We start from the raw sequence: 22,746 nt of genomic DNA, 5'->3' as shown, positions 1-22,746 counted from the left end.
CGCTTTCACTTATTTCTAATCTATATACCCCTGCCATTTTTTTATCCTCTTTCTCCTTTTTCTCTTATATCATCTGTTGCCTCTTCTTTGTGTTTTGGTATAAGAACTTGGGCTATTTAAAGTTCTGATTTCTGAGCAAGTCATCGAAGAATGCGATTGCAATATGAGTTCTGTGTCAATATGATAGTTAACTTTTTGCTAACATAAAATAAGCAGATTGAGCAGGTAATTAAAAATGCAGACACTTTTAAAAGTAGAAGATGCTGTAATTTCAGTGTTACGAACCTTACCACCAGACAAGCAACAAGAATTACTCGATTTTGCAGAGTTTTTACAAGCCAAAGCTATGGTTAAGCGACCACGTAAAAGTATCAAAGGTTTGTGTGCTGATCTAAATATTGATATTACTGAAGAAGATATTAGAACAGCAAGACAAGAAATGTGGGGTAATTTCCCTAAAGATATTGAACTATGAGTGCAATTGTTGCAGATACACATACCCTAATTTGGTATATCACTAAGCCCAATTATCTTTCGACTGAAGCTTACGCTGCTCTTGAGAATACATCTAACGAGGAATATCCCATATTTCTCTCATCTATTTCCATGGTTGAGATATGCTATCTCACTGAAAAAGGCAGAATCTCTCCAATAGTTCTTGAAAGAATCAAGTTAGCCTTGAGCCAAAAAGACTCAGTAATCGAAGTAATACCTCTCGATTATCAAATTGCCTTGACTATCCAACAGATTGATCGAACAATTGTTCCTGAGATGCCTGATCGCATTATTGCTGCAACTGCTCTATATCTTGGTTTGCCTCTAGTGACAAAAGATCACAAAATTAGAGACCTATCAGTTATTCAAACTATTTGGTAAAGCTACCAAGTACTGAATTGTAAGCGATCGCATACGCCTACAACACCAAGGCTACAAGTCCTGATATGATCGTCAGGCAGAATCACCGTTAACAGATCAACGAAATTCTAGCGAAAATCCCTAGCGAACATCAGCGAATACCTCCAGCAATATGCGTCTATCTCAAATGCTCTGGGTCACTCTGCGTGAAGATCCCGCCGAAGCAGAACTCACAAGTCACAAACTCTTACTGCGTGCAGGCTACATCAGGCGCGTAGGTTCAGGCTTGTATGTATACTTGCCGCTCATGTGGCGCGTTTTGCAAAAGATATCGGCGATCGTCCGCGAAGAGATGAACGACACAGGGGCGCAAGAATGCCTATTAACGCAACTGCAACCTGCGGAACTATGGCAAGAGTCAGGACGCTGGGATACCTATACTAAAGCCGAAGGGATTATGTTTGCCCTCACCGATCGCGCTAATCGTGAAGTCGGGCTGGGTCCTACCCACGAAGAAATTATTACAGCGATCGCTAGAGATACGATTCGCTCCTATCGTCAATTGCCACAGCATTTATATCAAATCCAAACCAAATTCCGCGATGAGATTCGTCCTCGTTTTGGCTTGATGCGTGGTCGTGAGTTCATCATGAAGGATGGCTACTCGTTCCATGAAAATGAAGAGAGCCTCAAAGAAACCTATTACGAAATGGATCGCGCCTATCGCAAGATGTTCGATCGCTGTGGTCTGAAATTCAGAGCAGTAGAGGCAGATTCGGGCGCGATCGGTGGTTCGGGTTCGCAGGAGTTTATGGTGCTAGCGGAAGCTGGTGAAGATGATATTCTCTTTACCGAAGATAGCAGCTATGCCGCCAATGTGGAGAAGGCTGTATCTTTACCACCTGAGGCTGTGCCTTCGCTTTTCGACAAGTTTGAGAAAGTGCATACTCCCAAAAAGGGAACTATTGAAACTGTATGCAAGTTGCTGAAATGCGACCCCACCCAAGTTGTGAAACAGGTTCTTTATCAAGTTGTTTATGATAATGGCACAACAGTTTTAGTATTAGTTAGCATTCGCGGCGATCGCGATGTTAATGAAGTAAAACTCCAAAATGAACTGACGAAACTAGCAAGTAACTATGGTGGGAAAGCTGTTATAAACCTCCAAGTTGCTGATCCAGAATCTCAGCAAAAATGGGCGCATTCCAAACTTCCTGTCGGATTTATCTCACCAAGTCTGGATGATTCCTATATTGACAAGAGTTCCACAGTTTCTCAAAAGTTTCTGCGCTTAGCCGATCGCACTGTTGAGCATCTACAAAATTTTGTCACGGGTGCAGATGAAGCTGATTATCACGTTGTCGGCGCAAATTGGGGTAAGGAATTTACATTACCCACAGTTGTAAATCTTGATAAAGCCAAAGCAGGCGATCGCGCAGTTCATGATCCTTCCCAAATCTTGCAAACTGCCAGAGGCATTGAAGTTGGTCATATCTTCCAATTGGGAACCAAATACTCGCAAGCAATGAAGGCGACCTTCACCAATGAGCAAGGCGAAGAACTGCCCTTAGTCATGGGTTGCTATGGTTTAGGTGTCTCGCGCCTCGCCCAAGCTGCCGTTGAGCAGTCCTACGACAAAGACGGCATCATCTGGAATAAAGCGATCGCGCCTTACCATGTGATTGTCACTGTGCCGAATGTGGGTGATGCTAAGCAAATGGATGTAGGCGAGAGGCTTTACACTGCCCTTGATGCGGCAGGTGTAGAGGTATTGCTAGATGATCGCGATGAACGGGCTGGTGTCAAGTTCAAGGATGCTGATCTTGTGGGTATTCCCTATCGGGTGGTTACAGGTAAGGCGATCGCTGATGGCAAAGTCGAAATCGTCAATCGGGCGACGAAGGTGGCAACTTTGGTAGAGATTGAGTCAGTGGTGGAGTATCTACAGAACGAACTCAAGTAAAATAACAGCCTTGCACTCAAGTGCAGGCTGAAAGCTAAAACCCGTTGAAACGGGTTGCTATTATTATTTAGTCTGCTTTAGCAGACTTGAGCTTTTAGCCAAGAACTTGAGTTCTTGGCTTATTTTTATTCATCATCGTCATAGTCAGGATATTGTTCTGGAGCCTTGCCTTTTTTATCGATTACTTTTGCCTTTTTGAGCTTAGGATCAGGTTCATCAATACTTTCTAAGACCACATTAAACTCCCACCAGTCGCCAAAATCAAACACATAGGTAATGCGATCGCCGATATTAATTTGCCAATCTCTCAGCAAAACTTTATCGGTAAAAATGGCATCTTCTTCATATTGAGTATCAGGATGATAAGTGCTTTTGATGAAGCCTTGGCGATCTTTGTAGATGAATTGATGTAGATGATCGTTTGCAAAATCAAAGGCTTTGAGAATTGCGGAACTGAAATCATAGAGTGTGAGATGAGAAGGAATGGCAATCTTACGCCATATGGTTTCTGTAGAAAATTTATCCTTAGATTTTTGGATATGGATTTGAATGGACACTTTAAAAGTAAAGATCCCATCTTGGGCTTCAGGCTCAGGCAATTGTAAATTATTCTCCCATGTGGGAAATAGCTCAAGCGCTTGAAATTCTTCTTGCAATATCTCTGTTGGAGTTAAATTCTGCACGACTATATCGAGTTTAGGCGATGAAGATGGCTTTTCTATAAATAAATCTGAAATATCATCTCCAGATTCACTCAACATTCCCTTTTTCCAATTAGTTTTGTCCAATAGCTCCATCATGGCTGTCCCAAATGGTAATGCTTTTACCTTAGTTACCCGCCAACCTTTACCCGCAAGAGGTTCCGCATCTTTTAATTCCACAAATCCAAACAGATTTAACAAAGCCAAGTTATGCAGTTTCGCATAATTCAGCCAATTGTTATTTTTAGAACCATCCGTAAAATTCAAATCTCCTTTAGCTAAATCTCTCCAACTATGAAACACAGAAAACCATTCAGGAATAAGCCGTCTACCATCACCCATAATGTCTTCAGTGGCATAATAGATCCATGTAGCAAGGAGATTAAAATACTTCTCAATTACGCTTAATCGCTGCCATGATTGCAGAACTTGCGGATCAACGTGCAGTATATTTTTCTTTTTGTCTAGTTGTACCTGCGCGATCGCTGAGCCTCGCAATAATAGATAGAGTCCGTGAATATATGGGTAAGATTTTTGGCTAGGGCGCTGAAAGTCGATTTTGGTTGGGTGACTGAGCCTTTCATTGAGATCTGTGAGATATTTTGGAGCGATCGCATGTTGATTGGCGCTTACTTCGACTTTGTGAAGTTGTAGAAACTCGATAAACGTCTCAAAATCCTGCACAATTGCATTGGGTTGATTAGTTGTAAAAAACTGTTGGCTTAACAACCGTTTTGATGAGTCAGATAGAGTTTCTTTGGTGGTATTGTCAATTGGGAAGAGACTTAACGACTTAAACATAGGTTTCTATCCTAACTAGAAGTTTCTGACGAATTTAAATTAATGGGTGAAGGTTCTTTGTTCTCATTGTTAGAAGGAATTAAATATTTCTGGATTTGTTCGCCAATCTTTTCATTACCCGCAGTTTTGGATATAAAAGCCGTAGCACCAACAAATTTAGATCTCAGGCGATCGAACAACGTATCATTGCTAGTCAAAATCAAGATAGGCGTATCTTTAAACTCTGGTATGCGGCGAATTTGCGTGCAGAGTTCATAACCACCAACAATCGGCATCACCAAATCTAAAATAATCATCTCTGGTCTCATTTCCACTAATAATGGCAATACATTAATAGAATCCCGAATCCCTAGAAACCCAAATCCAAAGACTGTAACTATCTGTTCGATAGTTGCACATACTTGATTGCTGTCATCGACACAGGCAATAAGAGGGCGAGCCATCAGGTCGATTTTTTTCTGAGGTGGGCTACTCTCTGACAACTGGGCTGATTCATTTCTTGTCGCACTTAGAGAAAGAGCCGCAATCGGAGATTCGATATCCTGAACTTCCACTAACCCGACCATACCGCGATGATAATATGCCATCAATGACTGTACGAGGTTAAGCAGGTCTTTCTTCATCCATGTCGCTAACTCCCGCAGCGATCGCCTCCCATCAAGGATTGTAATCAAAGTTTTATAAGTGAGTTCGGACGCTTCTTCCTTAAGTTGTGATGGGCGCTTAATCCAAGGTGCAAGATTGGGTGAAAAATCTGCAATTCCCGCTTTGCGCCATGTTAACCATTCTTGGTGAGCTTGGTCAATTGCATGTTCCGCATGGATCAATGCAATCACAGGGGTAATCTCATCTTCAAAATCACAGTAATAGTTGATCTTTTCATTAGCCGCACATTGGATAATGTCAAACAATACCTCCTGAACAAACCCTTCAATAATCGGTGTAATTTGCTCACGGGTTAAAACCATGCGTTTCATCAGGATTACCAATACTTGATAGTCCCAAAGTCGAATCTCATCTATAGTGCGAAAAGAAATTTTATTGAAGTCTATCTGTAGTTTATACTGGCCCATTAGTCTTCGCCAACGGCGATAATTATGCGCTCCCCCCGAAGCCCACACCAGCCTTCCATGACAGTAGTAGATACTCCATTTGTAATCTTTGACACTATGAAGTTCCAGCTTGCCAGTAAACTGCTTGCGACCATAGCCACGTAACTGTTCAACAAGGCTATAAACGGCTAGATTATCTGTATCCATGTGTCATCTATACGTCCTATGAAATTGAGCTATCTAGTTTCAAGGATAGAAAAAAAGCTGCTTTTCAAAAACAAGATGAGCTTGCTATTAAAAGCTTTTTTTCGATAAAACTATATTCAAAAGAATACAGTAATTCTCATTATCAAGTCGATTTTTGAGGTTTCATTTGGCAATTCTCATTATCAAATCGCTTAGCATTACAAGAATTGAAAAAACACAGCAATTTTGGTAAAAATATACCAAAGACAGATTTTTATCAGAAATTGTTTTTATAGCTATCGCCACCTGTATCAGGACAAATCAAAACCGAAATAGTGTGAGGCGGCGCTTCGCGCCGCCTCACACTATTTCGGTTTTATGTCCTAACAAGAATGGCGACAGCTACATATAGCAAAGCAAGTTTTGCTTAGGACCCAAAACCCAAGAATCGAGTGGCGGCACTTCGCGCCGCCACTCGATTCTTGGGTTTTGGGTTGTACTAGCTAACTCTTTTTTTGCTATAGGTAGCTAGGCGATTAATAGAAAACGCTAAAACCCATGACGCACGCACAGCGTGCATCATAGGTTTTAGCACTGGGTTTCAATTATGCCACTATATATATGTAGCGATTAGTACTCTGACGATTTGTGTCCGATTCTGTAGTATCTTGATTGAGACTTGGAGCTTAACATCTTACAACTTTTAGGTTTATTCCATACCCATGTCGAAGTCATCTAGAACCAACAAATCTGCTAAACAAAAGCAATCAGCAATGCTGATGTATATCGGCATTGGGGCGGCTGTGATTGCCGCAGGAGCAGGGGGTGCGTATTTCTATTTTACGCAGAAAGCACAGGCGATTAAAGGGATTTTAGGTGCGGCGGCGGCGATCCCTCAAGAAGCACAAGTGGTGATGGCTTTTAATACCAAAGTTGAGCCTTGGAATAAACTGGCGCAATTTGGCACACCCGCCTCCCAAAAGCTGATCAGTGAAAGTATTACTAAGTCTCCGTTAAATTCGTTGCTAGTCCAGAGCAAAACTGAATATAGTCGCGATGTGCAGCCTTGGTTAGAGGGTTATATCATTACGGCGCTTGTCCCAAATGCGGCGCAGCCACAAGCACCTGCGGCAACTTTAGTGATTGCCCCAACCCGCGATCGCAGCAAGTCCGATGCTTTTTTGTCAAAATACCGTGAAGCCTTAGCCCAACAAGGGGCAAAATTTACCGCTAAGCAATATAAGGATGTCACCTATTACGAGTCACCCACACGCGACCCAAACAACAGTGTGGTGACGGCAGACATTGGTGGACAGTATGTGGCGATCGCCACTAGCCCAAAATTGATCCAACAGGCGATCGATACCTACAAAGGCAGCAATCCATCCCTTGCCAAGAAACCGATCTTTGCCAAGATTTATGGGGCAACCAATCAAACTAAACTGGTTGAGCCATTAGTGCAAGTTTATCTCGATGGGGAAGTTGCCCTTGAGTTTATTGGCTCTCAAGCTAATCTCAATCTCAACGAAGCAGCGATCGCACAGTCAAAGCGAGAGCTAGATGCCATGACTTTGACGGGTGGTACGCAGAAAGAAGGCTTGCGGTTTGAGATTAATACCTATCTCAAAAATGATAATTCTAATCCCCTTGCCAATAACGAAGCCAAGGTTCTCAATCTCTTACCACAGGAAACCTTTTTATTAGTTTCGGGCGTAAATCTCTATCAGTCATGGCAATCGCTAGTTGCCCAAGCCAAGGGTAACTCCAGTTCCGCACAACTGATTGAGCAGATTCGTAAAGCCGTAAAGGATAGTACTAAACTCGATCTCGATCAGGATATTCTTAAATGGATGAATGGTGAATTTGCGATCGCTGCTATTCCTAATAATCAAGGGATCTTAGCGAATCCAGGGTTTGGATTTGTGGCGATCGCTCAAGCCAGCGATCAAAATGCTGCTAAGACAGCCCTTGACAAAATTGATAAGGTTGCCCAAACAAATTCTGGCGGGTTACTGCCGAAAGGAGTTGATCTCAAACCCAAGCAAATTGGTGATAAATCGGTGATTACTTGGGCGATCGGCAATACCAATGTGGCAACACGCGGCACGTTAGATAATAACTTTGTGTTCTGGTCTATGGGCGATCTTGCCGATACATTTGTGCCGACTCCTGCTAATAATTTGCCACAAAGTAGTTCTTTCAAAATTCTCACTACCGACATTCCTAAATCCAATGGCGGCTATTTCTATCTGAATATGACTACGGCGCTTTCCCTTGCCGATCGCCTCTTGCCACCTGAAGTCAAATCTAATCCTAGTTTTACCGAAATTCGGTCTGTGCTTGATGCCATTAACGGCATTGCCGTAACTTCCACCAATGTCGATGCCAAAACTACCCGCCTAGATTTCTTATTTACGCTGAAGCCCACCCCTGGTAATTAGATATACTCCCTTCCCAGTCAAGAAATAGCGTTGCGGGGCTTCGCCCCGCAACGCTATTTCTTGGTTTTATATGTCTATTTCTTCGCTGGAAAGGGAGTATATCTCAAAAAAATGTAGTGGCAATTCATGAATTGCCACTACATTTTTTTGATGATTGTATAGCTGAGATTGCTATATTAGCTATGCAATCAAAATATAAAAATCCTTAATACCTTTAACAAAAAATGGTTACAGCAGCACCTAATACTCAATCTGATACTAGCGCCCGTGACCTATTTCAGGCTGCTTACGAAAATCGCTATACATGGGATCATAATTTTCCAGGCTTAACTGCCAATGTATCCGTAGCGATCGATGGCGTAGCCCGTACTGGCAAGGCAAAGATTGCGCCAGACTTGACCGTTGAAGTAAGCATGGACGAACCACAACTGATTGAACGCACCACCCGCACCCCTAGTGGCGAAGAAAAGACAGTTTCTGTGGATGAAGGTCAAGAATGGCTATATAACCAACTGCGCGATGTGGTGACCCATCGCAAGCGCAAAACCTTTGACGAAGCCCACGGCAAATCATCCTTTAACCTTGGCGCAACCGATGAGTCGGGAGCCGTAGAAATCTTGGTTACTGGTGACTCAATGGGATCAAACTACAAAGTCCGTGGCAAAGAGATCTCAATGGTCAGCCGTGTAATGGGACGGATTGGATTTGTAATTAATCACCTTGGTCACTTGGATACTGGCGAAGGTTATATTTCATCTCTTTATACTGCGGTGTTCCGCAATCCAATGAATGATGAAATCGTGCGTCAAGCTCGTTTTGAAGATATCTACGAAAAGCTTGGTAATTACTATGTGATGTCCAAACAAATCGTGCAATCTAACGAGCAAGGTCAAACCAAAAACTACGAAATTATCTTTAGTGATATTCAGCTACTCGGCTAGAGTGTGTTCGGGTTGCAGCGCAAAGCGCTGTAAACCGAACCACAATCTCTTGTGGTTTGTTTGATCGGAAATTGCTGTAATAACTTTGCAAGGCAAAGTTATTCACAACAAAGAACAAGGGGCTTAAGTCCCTTGCCAGTCTTCACAAAATTGATGGCGGCGACAAGTATGAGAACCGATTTAGAAAGGTTATTGATTTCGGAAGCAGAGCTATTGGAATTGACAGGTTTCGATCGCCAACAGATTTTGCCATCACTACAGTTGACTTCACGACAGATCAAAATCCAACGCGCGATCGCCTTAGGGGTTACCGCGATTAACTTTATCTCCTTTGCTAGTATCTTTTTGCCGCCGCTACGAATTGCGGGAATGATATTTTTGATTAGTTTGCTATTGGGGGCATTGAGTTTAGCGATCGAATTTGTGGAAGTAACTGTACTTTTCTTTTGTGTGGCTTTAGGTGCAGCTATTTATTCGCTTTATGTTCTGATAGGAGCGCCATTAGGGATGATTTTGCTATACCTTGGCTTGGCGATCGTTAGCGGAATTATTGCTTTATTGCTCACAAGATTAATTATGCAGCAATGGCGAATGTCAAAAAATTTACATCGCCAAAAAGGGATTCCCAAAGTTATTTTGCGCCTATTTACGGAAGTTGACAAATGCAATAAGACGATCCGTGACATTGATGTATTTGATCAATTACAAGATGCAGGCAATCCAATCAAATTAGAGTCTAGGGAATCCGCGATCGCAGCCTTAAGAATGACTCGCAATGACATTGTCCGCGCCCTCAAAACTGAACGAATTTTACGGGAGCATCCCGATTTTCATCCTGATCGCTTTGATATTGATTTAAATGCTTTTGAAGCGATCCAGATCAATAATCGAGCTAAGGAATATGGACGTATTTTTGATACGACTTTGCAAATTGCGATCGATGTCCAGAAAGCGATGACAGAATTACAAGAATTCACTTCAGATCTTCCATAAAACCCCAAAAGCATGAGGCAGAGCAGGGCAACACCTCACGCTTTTGGGGTAATACTGATATTATATGGAAGGAATGCCTGCGATAATAGAAATCAAGGGCTGGCACGGGGGCGTAGCCCCTACAAAATCTAAATTATTGGAGTAGGGGCAATCCCCCCGTGGTTGCCCTGCTTTGCTAGCAGCAAGAGATTCATCATCAGAGTTCTATGTATAGCTGTCGCCAAGTGTATGAGGACATAAAACCCAAGAAGAGAATGGCGGCGCGAAGCGCCGCCATTCTCTTCTTGGGTTTTGATTTTGTACTAGCACAATCGACGGTAGCTATAACATGAGTTAATACTGGTGGTGACAGCTATATCTCAGTACAAAGTACAGTAAGTTAAAGTAAGAGAATATTTTTAAGCCGCTAGATGCTTTTATGAACGACTACAAAAATGAAAACGATACTTTAGATGAAGATGAGCTATTTCGGTTGGGAGGGAAAACAACAAACTTTGTAATTGTGCCTGCGGAAATTCGCTATCACCATATTAAAGTTGAAGATTTGGATAAACCCGTAGCGGCGATCGCTTATAACGGCTTTACCTATAGTCTATTTCGCACTAGTTTTGACTGGGCTGAAGTCCAAAAAATCACTAGCCGACTTTCCTCAGCTTATGTAATTACGGTTATTTCCAAAGGGTGGGCGATTTGGACTTTTGAATATTAGTTTCGTTGTTCGAGAAGTTCGGCAAAAGCTTGCTCAAAATCTTCACTGGTAATCTTGAGATTTTCAAGCAGATTAGAAGCATCACGCTGATGACGACGGATCGCAAAAATGGCGGCGCGATTACTTAGAAAAGCAAGATCGGCTCCATTCCAATTCTCGGTACGGTCAGCCCAAACATCTAAATTGAGATGATCGTCAAGGGGGCGATCGCGATTATGTACTTCTAAAATCGAACTACGGCTATCGTGATCGGGTAAATCTACCATCATATGTAATTCGATGCGCCCCGATCGCAATAGCGCAGGATCGATAAAATCACGGCGATTGGTTGCCCCAATCACCAATAGTCCTTCAGCAGATTGCAGACCATCGAGTTCCGTTAGTAACTGACCAATCACGCGATCGCTTACACCACTGTCGCCTTGATAGCTACCTCTCGCAGGTGCAAGGGTATCGATCTCATCAATAAATATCACGCAGGGAGCCGCCTGCCGCGCTTGAGCAAATAACTGTCTAATTGATTGTTCGGAAGCTCCAACCCATTTAGTTAGCAATTCCGAACCCGCAACGGCAATAAAATTTGCTTGGGCTTGAGTGGCGATCGCTTTAGCGAGTAAAGTCTTGCCAGTCCCTGGCGGTCCATAGAGGAGGACTCCACGGGTTGCCTTAGCGCGGGTATGGGCATAGAGTGCGGGATCAACTAATGCGCCTGCTACTGCTTCCTGAAGAGTTTGCTTAACTTTCGCTAGTCCACCGATTTCAGACCATTGCACAGTAGGAACTTGAATTTGCAGCGATCGCAACACGGCTGGGTGAACCTGCTTTAAAGCAAATTCAAAATCTGCACGATTCACATCAAGGTTTTCAGGAATATCCGCCACACTGGTTACTTGTCGCCGCAAAGCATTAGTCGCCGCTACTTGGCAAAGTCCCTTAATATCTGCTCCCACATAACCATAGGCGCGATCGGCAATATCATCTAAATCCACATCACCAGTCAAAGGCATTGATCGCGTATGGATTTCTAGAATTTCACGCCGCGCATGGCGATCGGGTATGGGGAAAATAATCTCGCGATCGAATCTTCCTGGACGACGGAGGGCAGGATCGATCGCATCGGGGCGATTGGTAGCGGCTAACACGATTACGCCCTTAGTCTCGGCAAATCCATCCATTAAGCCTAGCAATTGTGCTACTAGACGCTTTTCCACTTCTCCTTCTACATTTGCCCTATTAGGAACGAGAGCATCAATTTCGTCGATAAAAATCAAACAGGGTGAAGATTTCGCCGCTTTCTCAAATACCTGTCGTAACCGAGTTTCGGCTTCACCATAGTATTTACTAATGATTTCTGGCCCCACGATCGCAATGTAATTTACGCCCAACAGAGTTGCAAGCGATCGCGCCGTTAGAGTTTTGCCAGTGCCTGGAGGACCAACGAGCAGAACGCCTTTAGGTGGTTCTAGCCCTAATTTAGCCAAAATATCAGGACGCTTTAGGGGAATTTCGACTAAATCACGCAACTGCGCTAGGGTATCGCCCAATCCGCCCACTAGTTCCGCGATCGCCTGTGGTTTTTCGGTTGGAGAATTATCTTTTTCAGGTTTGACCACATCAGGGGAAGTGACTTCGCTGCTTCCACCTGTTGCTGTAGCAGCACGAGGCGATCGGGGAATATTACCGCGACGGGGAATGCTGGATAATGGACGGGAAGTAACATTTACCTCAGTATGAATTTCGCCAGATTTCTGCTTCTCATCCAGTTTTTGGGCAAGATCGATGAGTTGATCAAGATTCAGTAATTGCTTAACATCATCCACTAAAGATTCAAAGCCTTCCACTTTGAAAGCAAATTTGTCCTTAAAACTATCTTTGTCATTACTCATCGATGCTAGTTCCTATTGATCATCTAGAGAGAGTTGCGGCGCTTCGCGCCGCAACTCTCTCTACGCAGCTATATGTCAACGCTGATTCTAACTCTGATTTAGGGGCGATCGCATCAGCATAAAGTAGAGGGAGATGCTAAGCGGCTCTCTACTTATACCAAGATAAGAAATGGCTACGCCATTTCTTATCTTGAAAACCCTTAATCGGTTTAGTTTTTAATTCACAAAAGTGTGATCACACTTTTGTGAATTGGTATTACACAAATATTGTGATCTCAAATATGAAAAATGCGTCTCTATGTAATGTTTTTGTCTACGGCACACTCAAGCCCAATGAAGCCAATTATGCAGAATATTGTGCGGGTAAAGCGATCGCTCAGCAACAAGCGATCGCCTATGGTGAATTATTTGCGCTGCCAATGGGTTATCCTGCGATGACTGTCGGTAAAGCTCAAGTGCATGGATATCTGCTCTCTTTTCCTGATGCAAGTATTTTAGAGTCATTGGATGAGTTAGAGGATTATCAAAGCGATCGGGCATCTCATGAGAATTTATATGATCGACGACTGATAGAAGTTTTTGATTTGCAAGACGAATCTCTTGGAATGGCATGGGCATATTTTATGGAATTAGCACAAGTCACCAAATTTGTAGGTATCGCTCAACCTGATGGCTTGTGGACTCAGAACCACGAAATATTTTAAAAGCGATGCTTTGCAACGCTTTTAAAATATTTCTTTAAGTAACTGACGTTACGTGGAATGAAGATTGCCCTCACCCCACAGCCCCCTCTCCCAGAGCTACCGTGTACACACAAGTCACCAAGAACTCAAGTTCTTGGCTAAAAGCTAAAGTCATCTAAAGATGACTGAAAATGACTGAACAAAATCAACCCGTTTTAACGGGTTTTAGCTCTTAGCCCGCACTTGAGTGCAGGGCGTTCTTGATGTGTGCAGACAAAATCTAGACTTGTGTGTACACGGTAGCTCCCTTTGGGAGAGGGGCTAGGGGTGAGGGTCTTAGAAACTCCCACGTAACATCAGTAAGTAATATCAATTAAGCACTGAGATATTTAGCAGTAATTACATGTAGGACGGGTTAGAGATCGCGTAACCCATCATCTTTAACTGTATAGATGGGTTACATTACATTAACGCATCCTACAAGTGATTAAGACTTCCTACTTATGACTTTTAATCCATTTAAGCACTGAAGTACTTAGCTATAGGATGATGCACAATCAACGCAGTTGTTGACTGCTCGGGATAGAGTTGCTCGCTCTCATCCATCTCTAGCCCAACTCGCTTCGCGTCGAGCAGATCGAGAAGCTTGTACTGATCCTGCATGTTTGGACAGGCGGGATAGCCAAAACTGTAGCGAGAACCATGATAACGCTGGGCGAGAATATCGCGGATATTATCAGGATCTTCGCCGCCGAAGCCTAGCTCATGGCGAATGCGCGTATGTGACCACTCCGCGATCGCCTCCGCCATCTGCACCGCTAAGCCATGAAAATAGAGGTAATCAGTATATTGATTTGCCTTGAATAGCCCTTGAGCAAACTCAGTGGCAATATGTCCAACTGTGACGGCTTGCAGTGGCAATACATCAATGATTCCCGAATCCTTTGGCGAGAAGAAATCAGCGATACAGAGACGACGTTGGGATTTTTGGCGGGGGAACACAAAGGAATTGATTGGCTCAGCATTCTTGATGTTGTCGATATCTTTAGGATCGTACACATAAACCGTATTACCTTCCGCCAATACAGGAAAATACCCATAGACTAGGGTTGGTTCTAGCAACTTCTCCTTAATTACCCGTTCTTTCCATGTTTCCAGAATCGGATAAACGGTTTCTTGCAGGAATAGATCGTACTCCTCACGAGACTGTCCTTGAGGCTTGCGGAATTGCCATTGACCAGCAAAGAGAGCTTGCAAATCTAGATTCCAAAATAGTTCCTCAATGGGAATATCTGCACCTTGGAGAATCTTGGTTCCCCAGTAAGGAGGATTGGGACGGGGGATATTAGTATCTACTGAATCCGATCGCTCAATATCTAAATAGCGCTCTGCAAGAGACGCTTCTTTTTTAGCCTTATCCTCAGCCGCAGTTGTTAAGTCTTTCTCAGTAGTATCAATAACAACGGCTAATTCTTCATCCAAGAAGCCTTTAGCATCTTCCCATTTACCCTCAGACTTGGCGGGCATATATTTGTCCATGAAGTTGAGGTCAGAGAAGGCATCTTTACCGTAGATTACCTTGCCGTTATAGACATTCTGACAATCGGTATAGACAAATTTTGGAGTCAGCGCCGCACCACCGAGAATGACGGGAACGCTGATGCCACGATTATTAAATTCTTGCAAGTTATCCTTCATGAAGGCAGTGGATTTGACCAATAAGCCGCTCATGGCAATGCAATCAGCGTTGCATTCTTCATAGGCTTTGATAATATTCTCCACCGATTGCTTGATGCCGATGTTTACGACTTTGTAGCCGTTGTTGGAGAGAATGATATCGACCAGATTTTTACCAATATCATGGACATCGCCTTTGACAGTGGCAATCAGGAATACGCCTTTATTTGCGCCCTCTTCCTTCTCCATAAACTTCTCTAGGAAAGCAACGGCGGATTTCATAGTTTCGGCAGATTGCAGTACAAAGGGAAGTTGCATCTGTCCTGAGCCAAAGAGTTCACCAACGACTTTCATACCATCAAGCAGGAATTGGTTAATGATCGTGAGTGGTTCGTAGGTTTTAAGAGCTTCGGTGAGTGCATCATCTAAACCAATGCGATCGCCATCAATAATATGATTTTTAAGTTTCTCCTCAATCGTGAGATTATCATCAACGACTTTAATACGCTTGGCGGAAACCCCTTCAAAGAGTTTCGTAAATTCACCAAGGGGATCGTAGGTGCAGATATCACCATCGAATTGGCGCTGATCGAAGATCAATTGACGGGCTACTTCTAATTCCCTTTCAGGAATGCGATTCAGTGGCACAATCTTACTAGCATGAACAATCGATGAATCCATCCCGACTTTCATCGCTTCATGCAAAAACACCGAATTGAGGACGATGCGAGAAGCAGGATTTAGACCAAAGGAAACATTGGAAACACCTAGCAATACATGGGTTTCGGGCATCGCTTCCTTGATGCGGCGAATTGATTCGATGGTAGCAGCAGCATTCTGACGATCCTCTTCGATCCCTGTAGAAATCGGCAAAGCGAGCGTATCAAAGAAAATCTCACTGGCTGGCATTCCTAATTCTTCCGTCGCCTGTTTGTAAGCACGGGAAGCAATGTGGAACTTTTTGTCAGCAGTTCGCGCCATGCCCTCTTCATCAATCGTACCGATGACGATGCCTGCGCCGTATTGCTTGGCAAGGCTCACGACTTTACAGAAGCGTTCTTCTCCATCCTCATAATTAGTGGAATTGAGAATACATTTACCACCCGCAACTTTCAGCCCTGCTTCCATCTTTTCCCATTCAGTGGAGTCCAGCATCAGGGGCAAAGTGACGTTAGTGACGAGGCGCGAGACTAGTTCATGCATATCGCGCACGCCATCGCGTCCCACATAGTCCACGTTGACATCGAGGACATGTGCGCCTTCCTTAACTTGTGACCTAGCGATCGCCACTAGCCCATCCCAATCCTCAGCATTGAGCAAATCGCGAGTTTTCTTAGAGCCACTGGCATTTAATCTCTCACCCACAATGAGGAATGAATTATCTTGAATATAGGGTTGAGAGCTATAAATAGAAGCCGCCGAAGGAGTGACTAGAGGTTCGCGCTTTTTCGGTTTGAGAGTCTTCGCGGCATCGGCTAAAGCCTTGATGTGCGATGGTCTTGTGCCACAACAACCACCGATAATCTGCACCCCTAAATCTTCAACAAAGTGCGCTAGATGCCCTTTAAGATCATCAGGAGTAAGGCGATAAAAAGCTTGTCCACCCACATTTTCAGGTAACCCCGCATTTGGCACACATGACACCACAAAGGGAGAATGGGCACTCAAATACTGCATATGCTCCTTCATCAGGTCGGGACCCGTCGCGCAGTTCAGCCCTAAGATATCGATGGGATAGGGTTCAAGAATAGTCACCACTGCGGAAATGTCGGAACCAACCAGCATTGTGCCAGTAGTTTCCATCGTTACGGAAACCATGACTGGGATGCGTGGCTTGCCTTCAGCGGTTTTCTTATCAAAAAATTCCGCGATCGCATTCAGGGCTACCTTAATTTGCAGAACATCCTGACAGGTTTCAATTAAGAGTAAATCTGCACCGCCATCATACAGTCCTTCGATCTGCTCGATAAATGACTGCTTCATCGTATCGAAATCGATATGGAGCAGGGTCGGTAACTTGGTGGTTGGACCGATCGAACCTGCTACAAAACGGGGTTTCTCAGGGGTAGAAAATTCGGCAGCTACGGACTTGGCTAACTCGGTAGCCTTTTTGCTAAGTTCATAGGCGAGATGCCCCAAATTATATTCGTTTAAGACGATCGATGTACCGCCAAAGGTATCCGTCTCGATCACATCCGCCCCCGCCGCCAAAAAGTCACGATGCACCGTCGCCACTGCTTCAGGTTTCGTCATCACCAGATACTCGTTGCAACCCTCATACTCTGCACCACCGAAGTCTTCGGCGGTCAGGTTTTGGACTTGCAAATTTGTACCCATCGCACCATCAAAGACGATGACGGGGCGATCGCTGCTGTGAAGACGTTCCAGAAACAGGCTGGTCATTTGATCAATACCTTAAGCTAACAAAGTGACTCTAGGAATTCATTCTAGCAATATCTCTATGTTTTTTACCTTTTCCCTAATCCTATAGCAATGTAATACAACAACACAAAATGGCTACGCCATTTTTGTGTTGTGAAAACCCTTTTATAGCAATGTAAGAGATAGCTCGGACAAAAATCAAAACCCAAAAGATGAGTGGCGGCGCTTCGCGCCGCCACTCATCTTTTGGGTTTTGATGTCCTAAGCAAAACTTACATTGCTATAGAAAATTTATTGTGGTTCGTTTGATCGGAAATTGCTGTAAATTCGATTGAGACGATAGCCCATACTGTGAACAGTCTCGATTAAATCTTCGTTAGCTCCTGCGGCTTTCAGCTTTTGGCGTAACCCACGAATATGAACCTTTACTGTATGTTCTTCTGGAGGTGATTCCAAAGACCAAACATGTTCGATCATCACGCTGCGGCTCAAAACTCGTCTACCATTGCGTAATAGCAATTCTAAAAGTGCATATTCCTTGGGTGTTAAATGGATAGGATTGATCCCATAGCCTACTTCGCAAGTGCTTGGATTAAGATACAATTCACCCCACTCTAAAACTGGTGAGGCACTCAGACTGCCTCGACGTAGCAAAGCCCGAATCCGTGCAAACAGCTTTTGTAAATCGACGGGTTTAACAATATAGTCATCGGCTCCTACATCTAGCCCGTTAATTTCATCATTGATCGTATCGCAAGCGGTGAGCATGAGGATTGGTAAGCTGTAACCATGCGATCGCAAGCGATGACAAAGACTAATACCATCTAATTCTGGCAACATTAAATCCAGTAGCATCAAATCATATTCTAGAGACTGAGCTTGATACCACGCAGATTCGCCATCAGTGGCAATATCAACAACGTAACGTGCATCGATTAGAGCTTCAGCCAAGGTTTCGGCAAGGCGAACATCATCTTCAACTAGAAGAATCCTCATAGCGTTGGAAAACCTTGTTTTGGGAATTTATTTTTGGGGGAGACATGATTACTTATCCCCTGATTTTACAAAAGTTTGTCCCAAAATTCTATTGTCGCTAGGATTGGAGTTGTGATACACAGCTATCGCCAAGTCTATTACAGCGCTTTGTGTTTTCTCAAAACCCAAAAGATTTGAAGGAAGTGGTGCTAAGCATCACTTCCTTCATACAAAACCTCAGTTAGCTGTCGCCATTCTTGTTAAGACATGAACCCCAAATAGTGTGAGGCGGCGCGAAGCGCCGCCTCACACTATTTGGATTTTGATTTGTCCTAATACAGGTAGCTATAGCCATATCATAAAATCGGACTAACTACTTCAAATATATATTACCGAAAATCAAGATTTGTTGCTTTCAATCATTCTTTCCGTTTTCTTTACAATTTCCTGATCAGTTTCCTTACTTTTGATATGGGACTATCTAGGCAGTGAGATAGACCAAATCCATCTCCCGATGCTGCACTTGAAGCATCTCAGATCTAAAGACACCAACAATTTTTTTAATAAAATTTTAAGTTATTTGTTCGGTCAATTTAAACCACTTTTAGGAGAATATTTGTGTCGCTTCCATTATTAGAGTACAAACCCTTATCTCAAAACCAGCGTGTTGCTGGTTTTGAAGTCGCGAGTGATGAGCAACCTCGGATTTATAGTGCCGACAGTTTGCTATCTGGCTTTGAGCTAGATCTTTTAATCAGGGCAGCTTATCGTCAAATCTGTAATGAGCAGCAGATGCTCGAAAATCATCGTCAACTGAATTTAGAATCTCAGCTACGATCAGGGCTAATTACAGTTAGAGGATTCATTCGCGGCTTGGTATTGTCTGATTCCTTCAGACGACTGACGTTTGACTGTAATAATAACTATCGCTTTGTCGAGATTTGCATCCAGCGAATTCTTGGTCGTAATGTCTATAGCGATCGCGAAAAGATTGCATGGTCGATTGTAATTGCAACTAAAGGACTCCAAGCTTTTGTTGATGAACTGTTAAATAGTGAAGAATATCTAAATAACTTTGGCGATAACATTGTTCCCTATCAACGTCGGCGCATTTTGCCTCATCGCACTAGAGGCGAAGTCACCTTTGCTCACATAGCGCGTTATGGTGCTGATTATCGCGATCGCTTGCCCAAACAGGTCTTCACTGGCAATAAAGGTGCGGCAAAATTGGATTATGTGCGTTGGGAATGGCAAAAGAACCCACCTGCTATTGTTGGCAAGATTGGAGCAGGAATTACTATTGGCGGGGCTGTCTTTGTTTGCCTCCTAATATCCTTAGTCTTACTTGGATTATAGTTTCTGTAAAATCATCCCCAAACTCCAAATGGCGTAGCTATTTTGCATTTTTAAAACCCTTAAGAGTTCTGCAATTTAATAAAGGAACTGATTGTTGATGGCGTAGTGAAGCCGCACCATCAACAATCAGTTCCTTTATTTCCTAAAAAGGCTTTGGCTCTTAATCTTTTGGGTTTTATTCTTTTTTTGCGGCTTTTAGAATAGCCAATGTTAATATGAAAATCGCTCTAGTATATAGTACTTATCGCTTTATACTTGTAGGAATAGTTGCTTATGACCAGTGTTTCTGCGATTGTTGTTTTTCTAATTCTCCTACTGCTATTGGTAAGTTCTTTCTTGGTAGTAAGAGAAAGAAAACGTTGTCGGCGGATAGAAAATTTATTGAGACAGCAAAGCAATCGCGAACGATTGGTCACACAGATAGCGCTACAAATTCGGCAATCCCTTGATCTGGAACAAGTTCTAGCAACCACTGTAAAGGAGGTTCAGGAGTTCTTGCAAGCTGATCGGGTCTTAATCTATCGACTTTGGGACGATGGTACTGGTAGCGCTATTTATGAAACTGTTTTACCGCCCTATCCCAGTATTTTAGGTCAAGTATTTCCCGAAGAAGTTTTTCCCAAAAAATACCATCAAGCCTACTCCTTGGGGAAAGTTCGCTCCATTGTTAATGTTGAACAAGAAAATGTAGAATCTTGTCTGGCTGACTTCGTAAAACAGTTTGGTGTTCACGCTAAATTAGTTGTACCAATTATTCAAGAAAATCGTGAAAGCGGCAATTTAGACACTTCTCAGACCTATTTATGGGGATTACTAATAGCTCATCAATGCAATTATCCTCGGCAATGGGAAGATTGGGAAGTGGAACTAATGAAGCAACTAGCAACCCAAGTTGCGATCGCGATTCAACAATCAGAACTTTGTAAACAACTTCAGCAGCTTAATACACAACTAGAACAACGAGTCCAACAGCGCACAGCCGAACTCGCTAAGGCTAACGCTTCTCTGATGACAGAAATTTCTGAACGACAGCGTACTGAACTTGCACTACGTCACACCAATGAAACATTACAAGCTCTTGTCAGCGCTTCTCCTCGTGCTATTTTTATGCTGGATATAGAAGGGATAGTAAAGATCTGGAACCCTGCTGCTGAACAAATGTTTGGTTGGAAGGAAGATGAGGTGGTCGATTATCTTAGTCCAATTCTATTGGATGATCAATTAGAAGATTGTACAACACTGCAAAATAGTGTGCTTCAGGGCAAAACATATACAAGAGTGGAAATGACTCGCCATAGAAAAGATGGCTCAGCGATCGATATCATCTTTTCGGCTGCTCCTCTAACTGATAACAATGGACATATTAATGGCATCGTTGCTGTGATCGCTGATATTACTGAGCAGAAACTTCAAGCTGAACAAGTCCGTTTACTACAATCGGTTGTGATCAATACAAATGACGCAATCATTATCACTGAAGCAGAACCCATAGATGCTCCAGGACCTCGCATTATCTATGTAAACGAAGCGTTTACAAGAATTACTGGCTATCAACCCCACGAAGTATTAGGTCAGACTCCACGAATTTTACAAGGTGCTAAGACCGATCAAGCAGAACTTCATAAAGTCCGAAAAGCTTTATCTCTTTGGAAATCCGTTACGATTGAAGTGATCAACTATCGCAAAGACGGTTCAGAATTTTGGAATGAATTTAGTTTGGTTCCTGTGGCTGATGCTAAGGGCTTTTATACTCATTGGATTGCGGTGCAGCGCGATACAACAGAGCGCAAAAAAGTTGAACAAGCCATGCGACATAGTGAGCAACGCTTCCGATCGCTAATCGAAAATGCCTTAGATATCATTATGATTCTTGAGATAAATGGCACAATTGGCTATGTTAGCCCATCGGTTGAAAAGGTCTTAGGTTATGGTGTTGTCGATCTATTGGACAAAAATATAAAGGATTTTATCCATTTAGAAGATTGGACAATCACTAGCGATCGCTTAACTAATCCAGCATCATCTGAATTGCAACGACCGATTGAGTTTCGGCATCGCCATCAAGATGGAACTTGGCGGATTCTTGAAGCCATCAGTCAACCCTTTGTAGATAGTACCGACATTCTGCGGATGATGGTGAATGCTCGCGATATCACCGAACGCAAACGTCTTGATGAAATTCGACTTGCCTTAGAACGGGAAAAAGAACTTAGCGCTCTCAAAACGCGCTTTTTCTCTATGGCATCCCATGAGTTTCGTACCCCCCTAAGTACGGCTTTAGCGGCAGCACAGGTTCTTGAGAATTCTCAACATCAATGGGACAATACCGAAAAACGATTACGCAATCTACATCGTATTCAAGATTCTGTTAGAAATATGGTGCAGTTACTTGACGATATTTTGACAATCAATCGCGCTGAGACAGGCAAACTTGCATTTAATCCCAAATCTTTAGCATTAGAGGCATACTGTCGTCATTTTATTGAAGAGATGCAACTCAGTGCAGGTACTCAACACCAACTTAATTTTACTTGTTACGGTAAATCGCAGCATGTTTGTCTGGATGAAAAATTATTGCGATCAATGCTCTCTAACTTACTCTCCAACGCTATTAAATATTCTCCACAGGGTGGCAGTATCTCTCTTTCTCTAGAATTTCAATTAAATGATCTCATAATCAAAGTTCAAGATCGCGGGATTGGTATTTCATCAGAAGATCAAAAACAATTGTTTGAACCATTTTACCGAGGTAAAAATGTCAAAACCATATCTGGTACTGGCTTAGGCTTAGTTGTCGTCAAAAAATGTGTGGATTTGCATCAAGGAAATATTGCTATTAATAGCGAAGTTAGCCAAGGAACAACATGTATAATCACTATTCCCTTGAGATATAGTGATCTCTATAGAAATTAGCTTAGAAATGAAAATTAATTAACTGACGTTACGTGGAACGCAGATGATGAATTTCCTACTGCTAGCGTGACAGGGCAAGCACGGGGGCATTGCCCCTACCTGTACAATTTAGAACTAGTAGGGGCTGCGCCCCCGTGCCAGCCCCCAACCTTGAGGGTCGCAGGAATTCCTTCCACGTAACATCAGTTAATTAACTTGTGCAATTAAAACCAAAATTTGTAGTGGCGGGCGA

Annotated in this window: 15 protein-coding genes; 10 read left to right on the top strand and 5 right to left on the bottom strand. The window is 43.0% G+C overall.

Annotated features, from left to right (window positions below):
• The first annotated feature begins 235 nt into the window (after nucleotides 1–235).
• From H6G05_RS21550 to H6G05_RS21540, 3 genes are all read left to right on the top strand, one after another.
• Nucleotides 236–475, top strand: coding sequence for a DUF2281 domain-containing protein (locus H6G05_RS21550; protein ID WP_190581405.1), 240 nt, complete (start codon nucleotides 236–238; stop codon nucleotides 473–475).
• Nucleotides 472–876, top strand: a complete 405-nt coding sequence (locus H6G05_RS21545) for a type II toxin-antitoxin system VapC family toxin (protein ID WP_190581403.1) — start codon at nucleotides 472–474, stop codon at nucleotides 874–876. Before H6G05_RS21550 ends, H6G05_RS21545 begins: the two co-directional genes overlap by 4 nt.
• Before the next feature lie 151 nt (nucleotides 877–1,027).
• Nucleotides 1,028–2,818: a proline--tRNA ligase gene (locus H6G05_RS21540; protein WP_190581400.1), complete on the top strand. Its 1,791-nt coding sequence runs from the start codon at nucleotides 1,028–1,030 to the stop codon at nucleotides 2,816–2,818.
• A 125-nt stretch (nucleotides 2,819–2,943) separates the two neighbouring features.
• Here the strand turns inward: H6G05_RS21540 and H6G05_RS21535 are convergent, their stop codons facing one another.
• Together H6G05_RS21535 and H6G05_RS21530 are read right to left on the bottom strand one after the other, a co-directional pair.
• Entirely contained in the window at nucleotides 2,944–4,320 is a 1,377-nt protein-coding gene (locus H6G05_RS21535; protein WP_190581398.1) for a plasmid pRiA4b ORF-3 family protein, read from the bottom strand.
• Nucleotides 4,321–4,331: 11 nt separating this feature from the next.
• A complete protein-coding gene (locus H6G05_RS21530; protein WP_190581396.1) occupies nucleotides 4,332–5,579 on the bottom strand; it encodes a response regulator in 1,248 nt (415 codons plus the stop codon).
• Nucleotides 5,580–6,280: 701 nt separating this feature from the next.
• Between H6G05_RS21530 and H6G05_RS21525 the strand changes: the two genes are divergently transcribed.
• The 4 genes from H6G05_RS21525 (at nucleotide 6,281) to H6G05_RS21510 (ending at nucleotide 10,642) form a co-directional block, all read left to right on the top strand.
• Nucleotides 6,281–7,999, top strand: coding sequence for a DUF3352 domain-containing protein (locus H6G05_RS21525; RefSeq protein ID WP_242025733.1), 1,719 nt, complete (start codon nucleotides 6,281–6,283; stop codon nucleotides 7,997–7,999).
• A 224-nt stretch (nucleotides 8,000–8,223) separates the two neighbouring features.
• Nucleotides 8,224–8,940, top strand: coding sequence for a DUF3386 domain-containing protein (locus tag H6G05_RS21520; RefSeq protein ID WP_190581395.1), 717 nt, complete (start codon nucleotides 8,224–8,226; stop codon nucleotides 8,938–8,940).
• A 168-nt stretch (nucleotides 8,941–9,108) separates the two neighbouring features.
• A complete protein-coding gene (locus H6G05_RS21515) occupies nucleotides 9,109–9,933 on the top strand; it encodes a hypothetical protein (protein WP_190581393.1) in 825 nt (274 codons plus the stop codon).
• A gap of 418 nt (nucleotides 9,934–10,351) precedes the next feature.
• Complete coding sequence (locus tag H6G05_RS21510) at nucleotides 10,352–10,642, top strand: hypothetical protein (protein ID WP_190581390.1); 291 nt, start codon at nucleotides 10,352–10,354, stop codon at nucleotides 10,640–10,642.
• On the opposite strand, the gene H6G05_RS21505 is transcribed toward H6G05_RS21510, so the two are convergent.
• Nucleotides 10,639–12,528: an AAA family ATPase gene (locus H6G05_RS21505; RefSeq protein WP_190581388.1), complete on the bottom strand. Its 1,890-nt coding sequence runs from the start codon at nucleotides 12,526–12,528 to the stop codon at nucleotides 10,639–10,641. The genes H6G05_RS21510 and H6G05_RS21505 overlap by 4 nt on opposite strands.
• Nucleotides 12,529–12,809: 281 nt before the next feature.
• Here H6G05_RS21505 and H6G05_RS21500 point away from each other — a divergent pair, with 281 nt between their 5' ends.
• Nucleotides 12,810–13,232, top strand: coding sequence for a gamma-glutamylcyclotransferase family protein (locus H6G05_RS21500; RefSeq protein ID WP_190581386.1), 423 nt, complete (start codon nucleotides 12,810–12,812; stop codon nucleotides 13,230–13,232).
• A gap of 498 nt (nucleotides 13,233–13,730) precedes the next feature.
• Here H6G05_RS21500 and metH read toward each other — a convergent pair whose 3' ends face one another.
• Nucleotides 13,731–17,291: a methionine synthase gene (gene metH, locus H6G05_RS21495; protein WP_190581375.1), complete on the bottom strand. Its 3,561-nt coding sequence runs from the start codon at nucleotides 17,289–17,291 to the stop codon at nucleotides 13,731–13,733.
• Nucleotides 17,292–17,561: 270 nt separating this feature from the next.
• The gene (locus H6G05_RS21490) at nucleotides 17,562–18,266 is read right to left on the bottom strand and encodes a response regulator transcription factor (RefSeq protein ID WP_190581374.1); all 705 of its coding nucleotides are present in this window, start codon (nucleotides 18,264–18,266) and stop codon (nucleotides 17,562–17,564) included.
• A gap of 597 nt (nucleotides 18,267–18,863) precedes the next feature.
• On the opposite strand from H6G05_RS21490, the gene H6G05_RS21485 reads away from it, so the two are divergent.
• Nucleotides 18,864–19,601, top strand: coding sequence for a phycobilisome rod-core linker polypeptide (locus H6G05_RS21485; protein WP_190581372.1), 738 nt, complete (start codon nucleotides 18,864–18,866; stop codon nucleotides 19,599–19,601).
• 273 nt (nucleotides 19,602–19,874) lie between these two features.
• Entirely contained in the window at nucleotides 19,875–22,514 is a 2,640-nt protein-coding gene (locus tag H6G05_RS21480; protein ID WP_190581370.1) for a PAS domain S-box protein, read from the top strand.
• The last annotated feature ends 232 nt before the right edge of the window (nucleotides 22,515–22,746 follow it).

This window comes from Phormidium tenue FACHB-1050, from assembly GCF_014696925.1.
Taxonomy (GTDB): Bacteria; Cyanobacteriota; Cyanobacteriia; order Pseudanabaenales; family Pseudanabaenaceae; genus Pseudanabaena.
The sequence above is the reverse complement of the archived record's forward strand: the minus strand, read 5'-3'. Positions and strand labels throughout refer to the sequence as shown.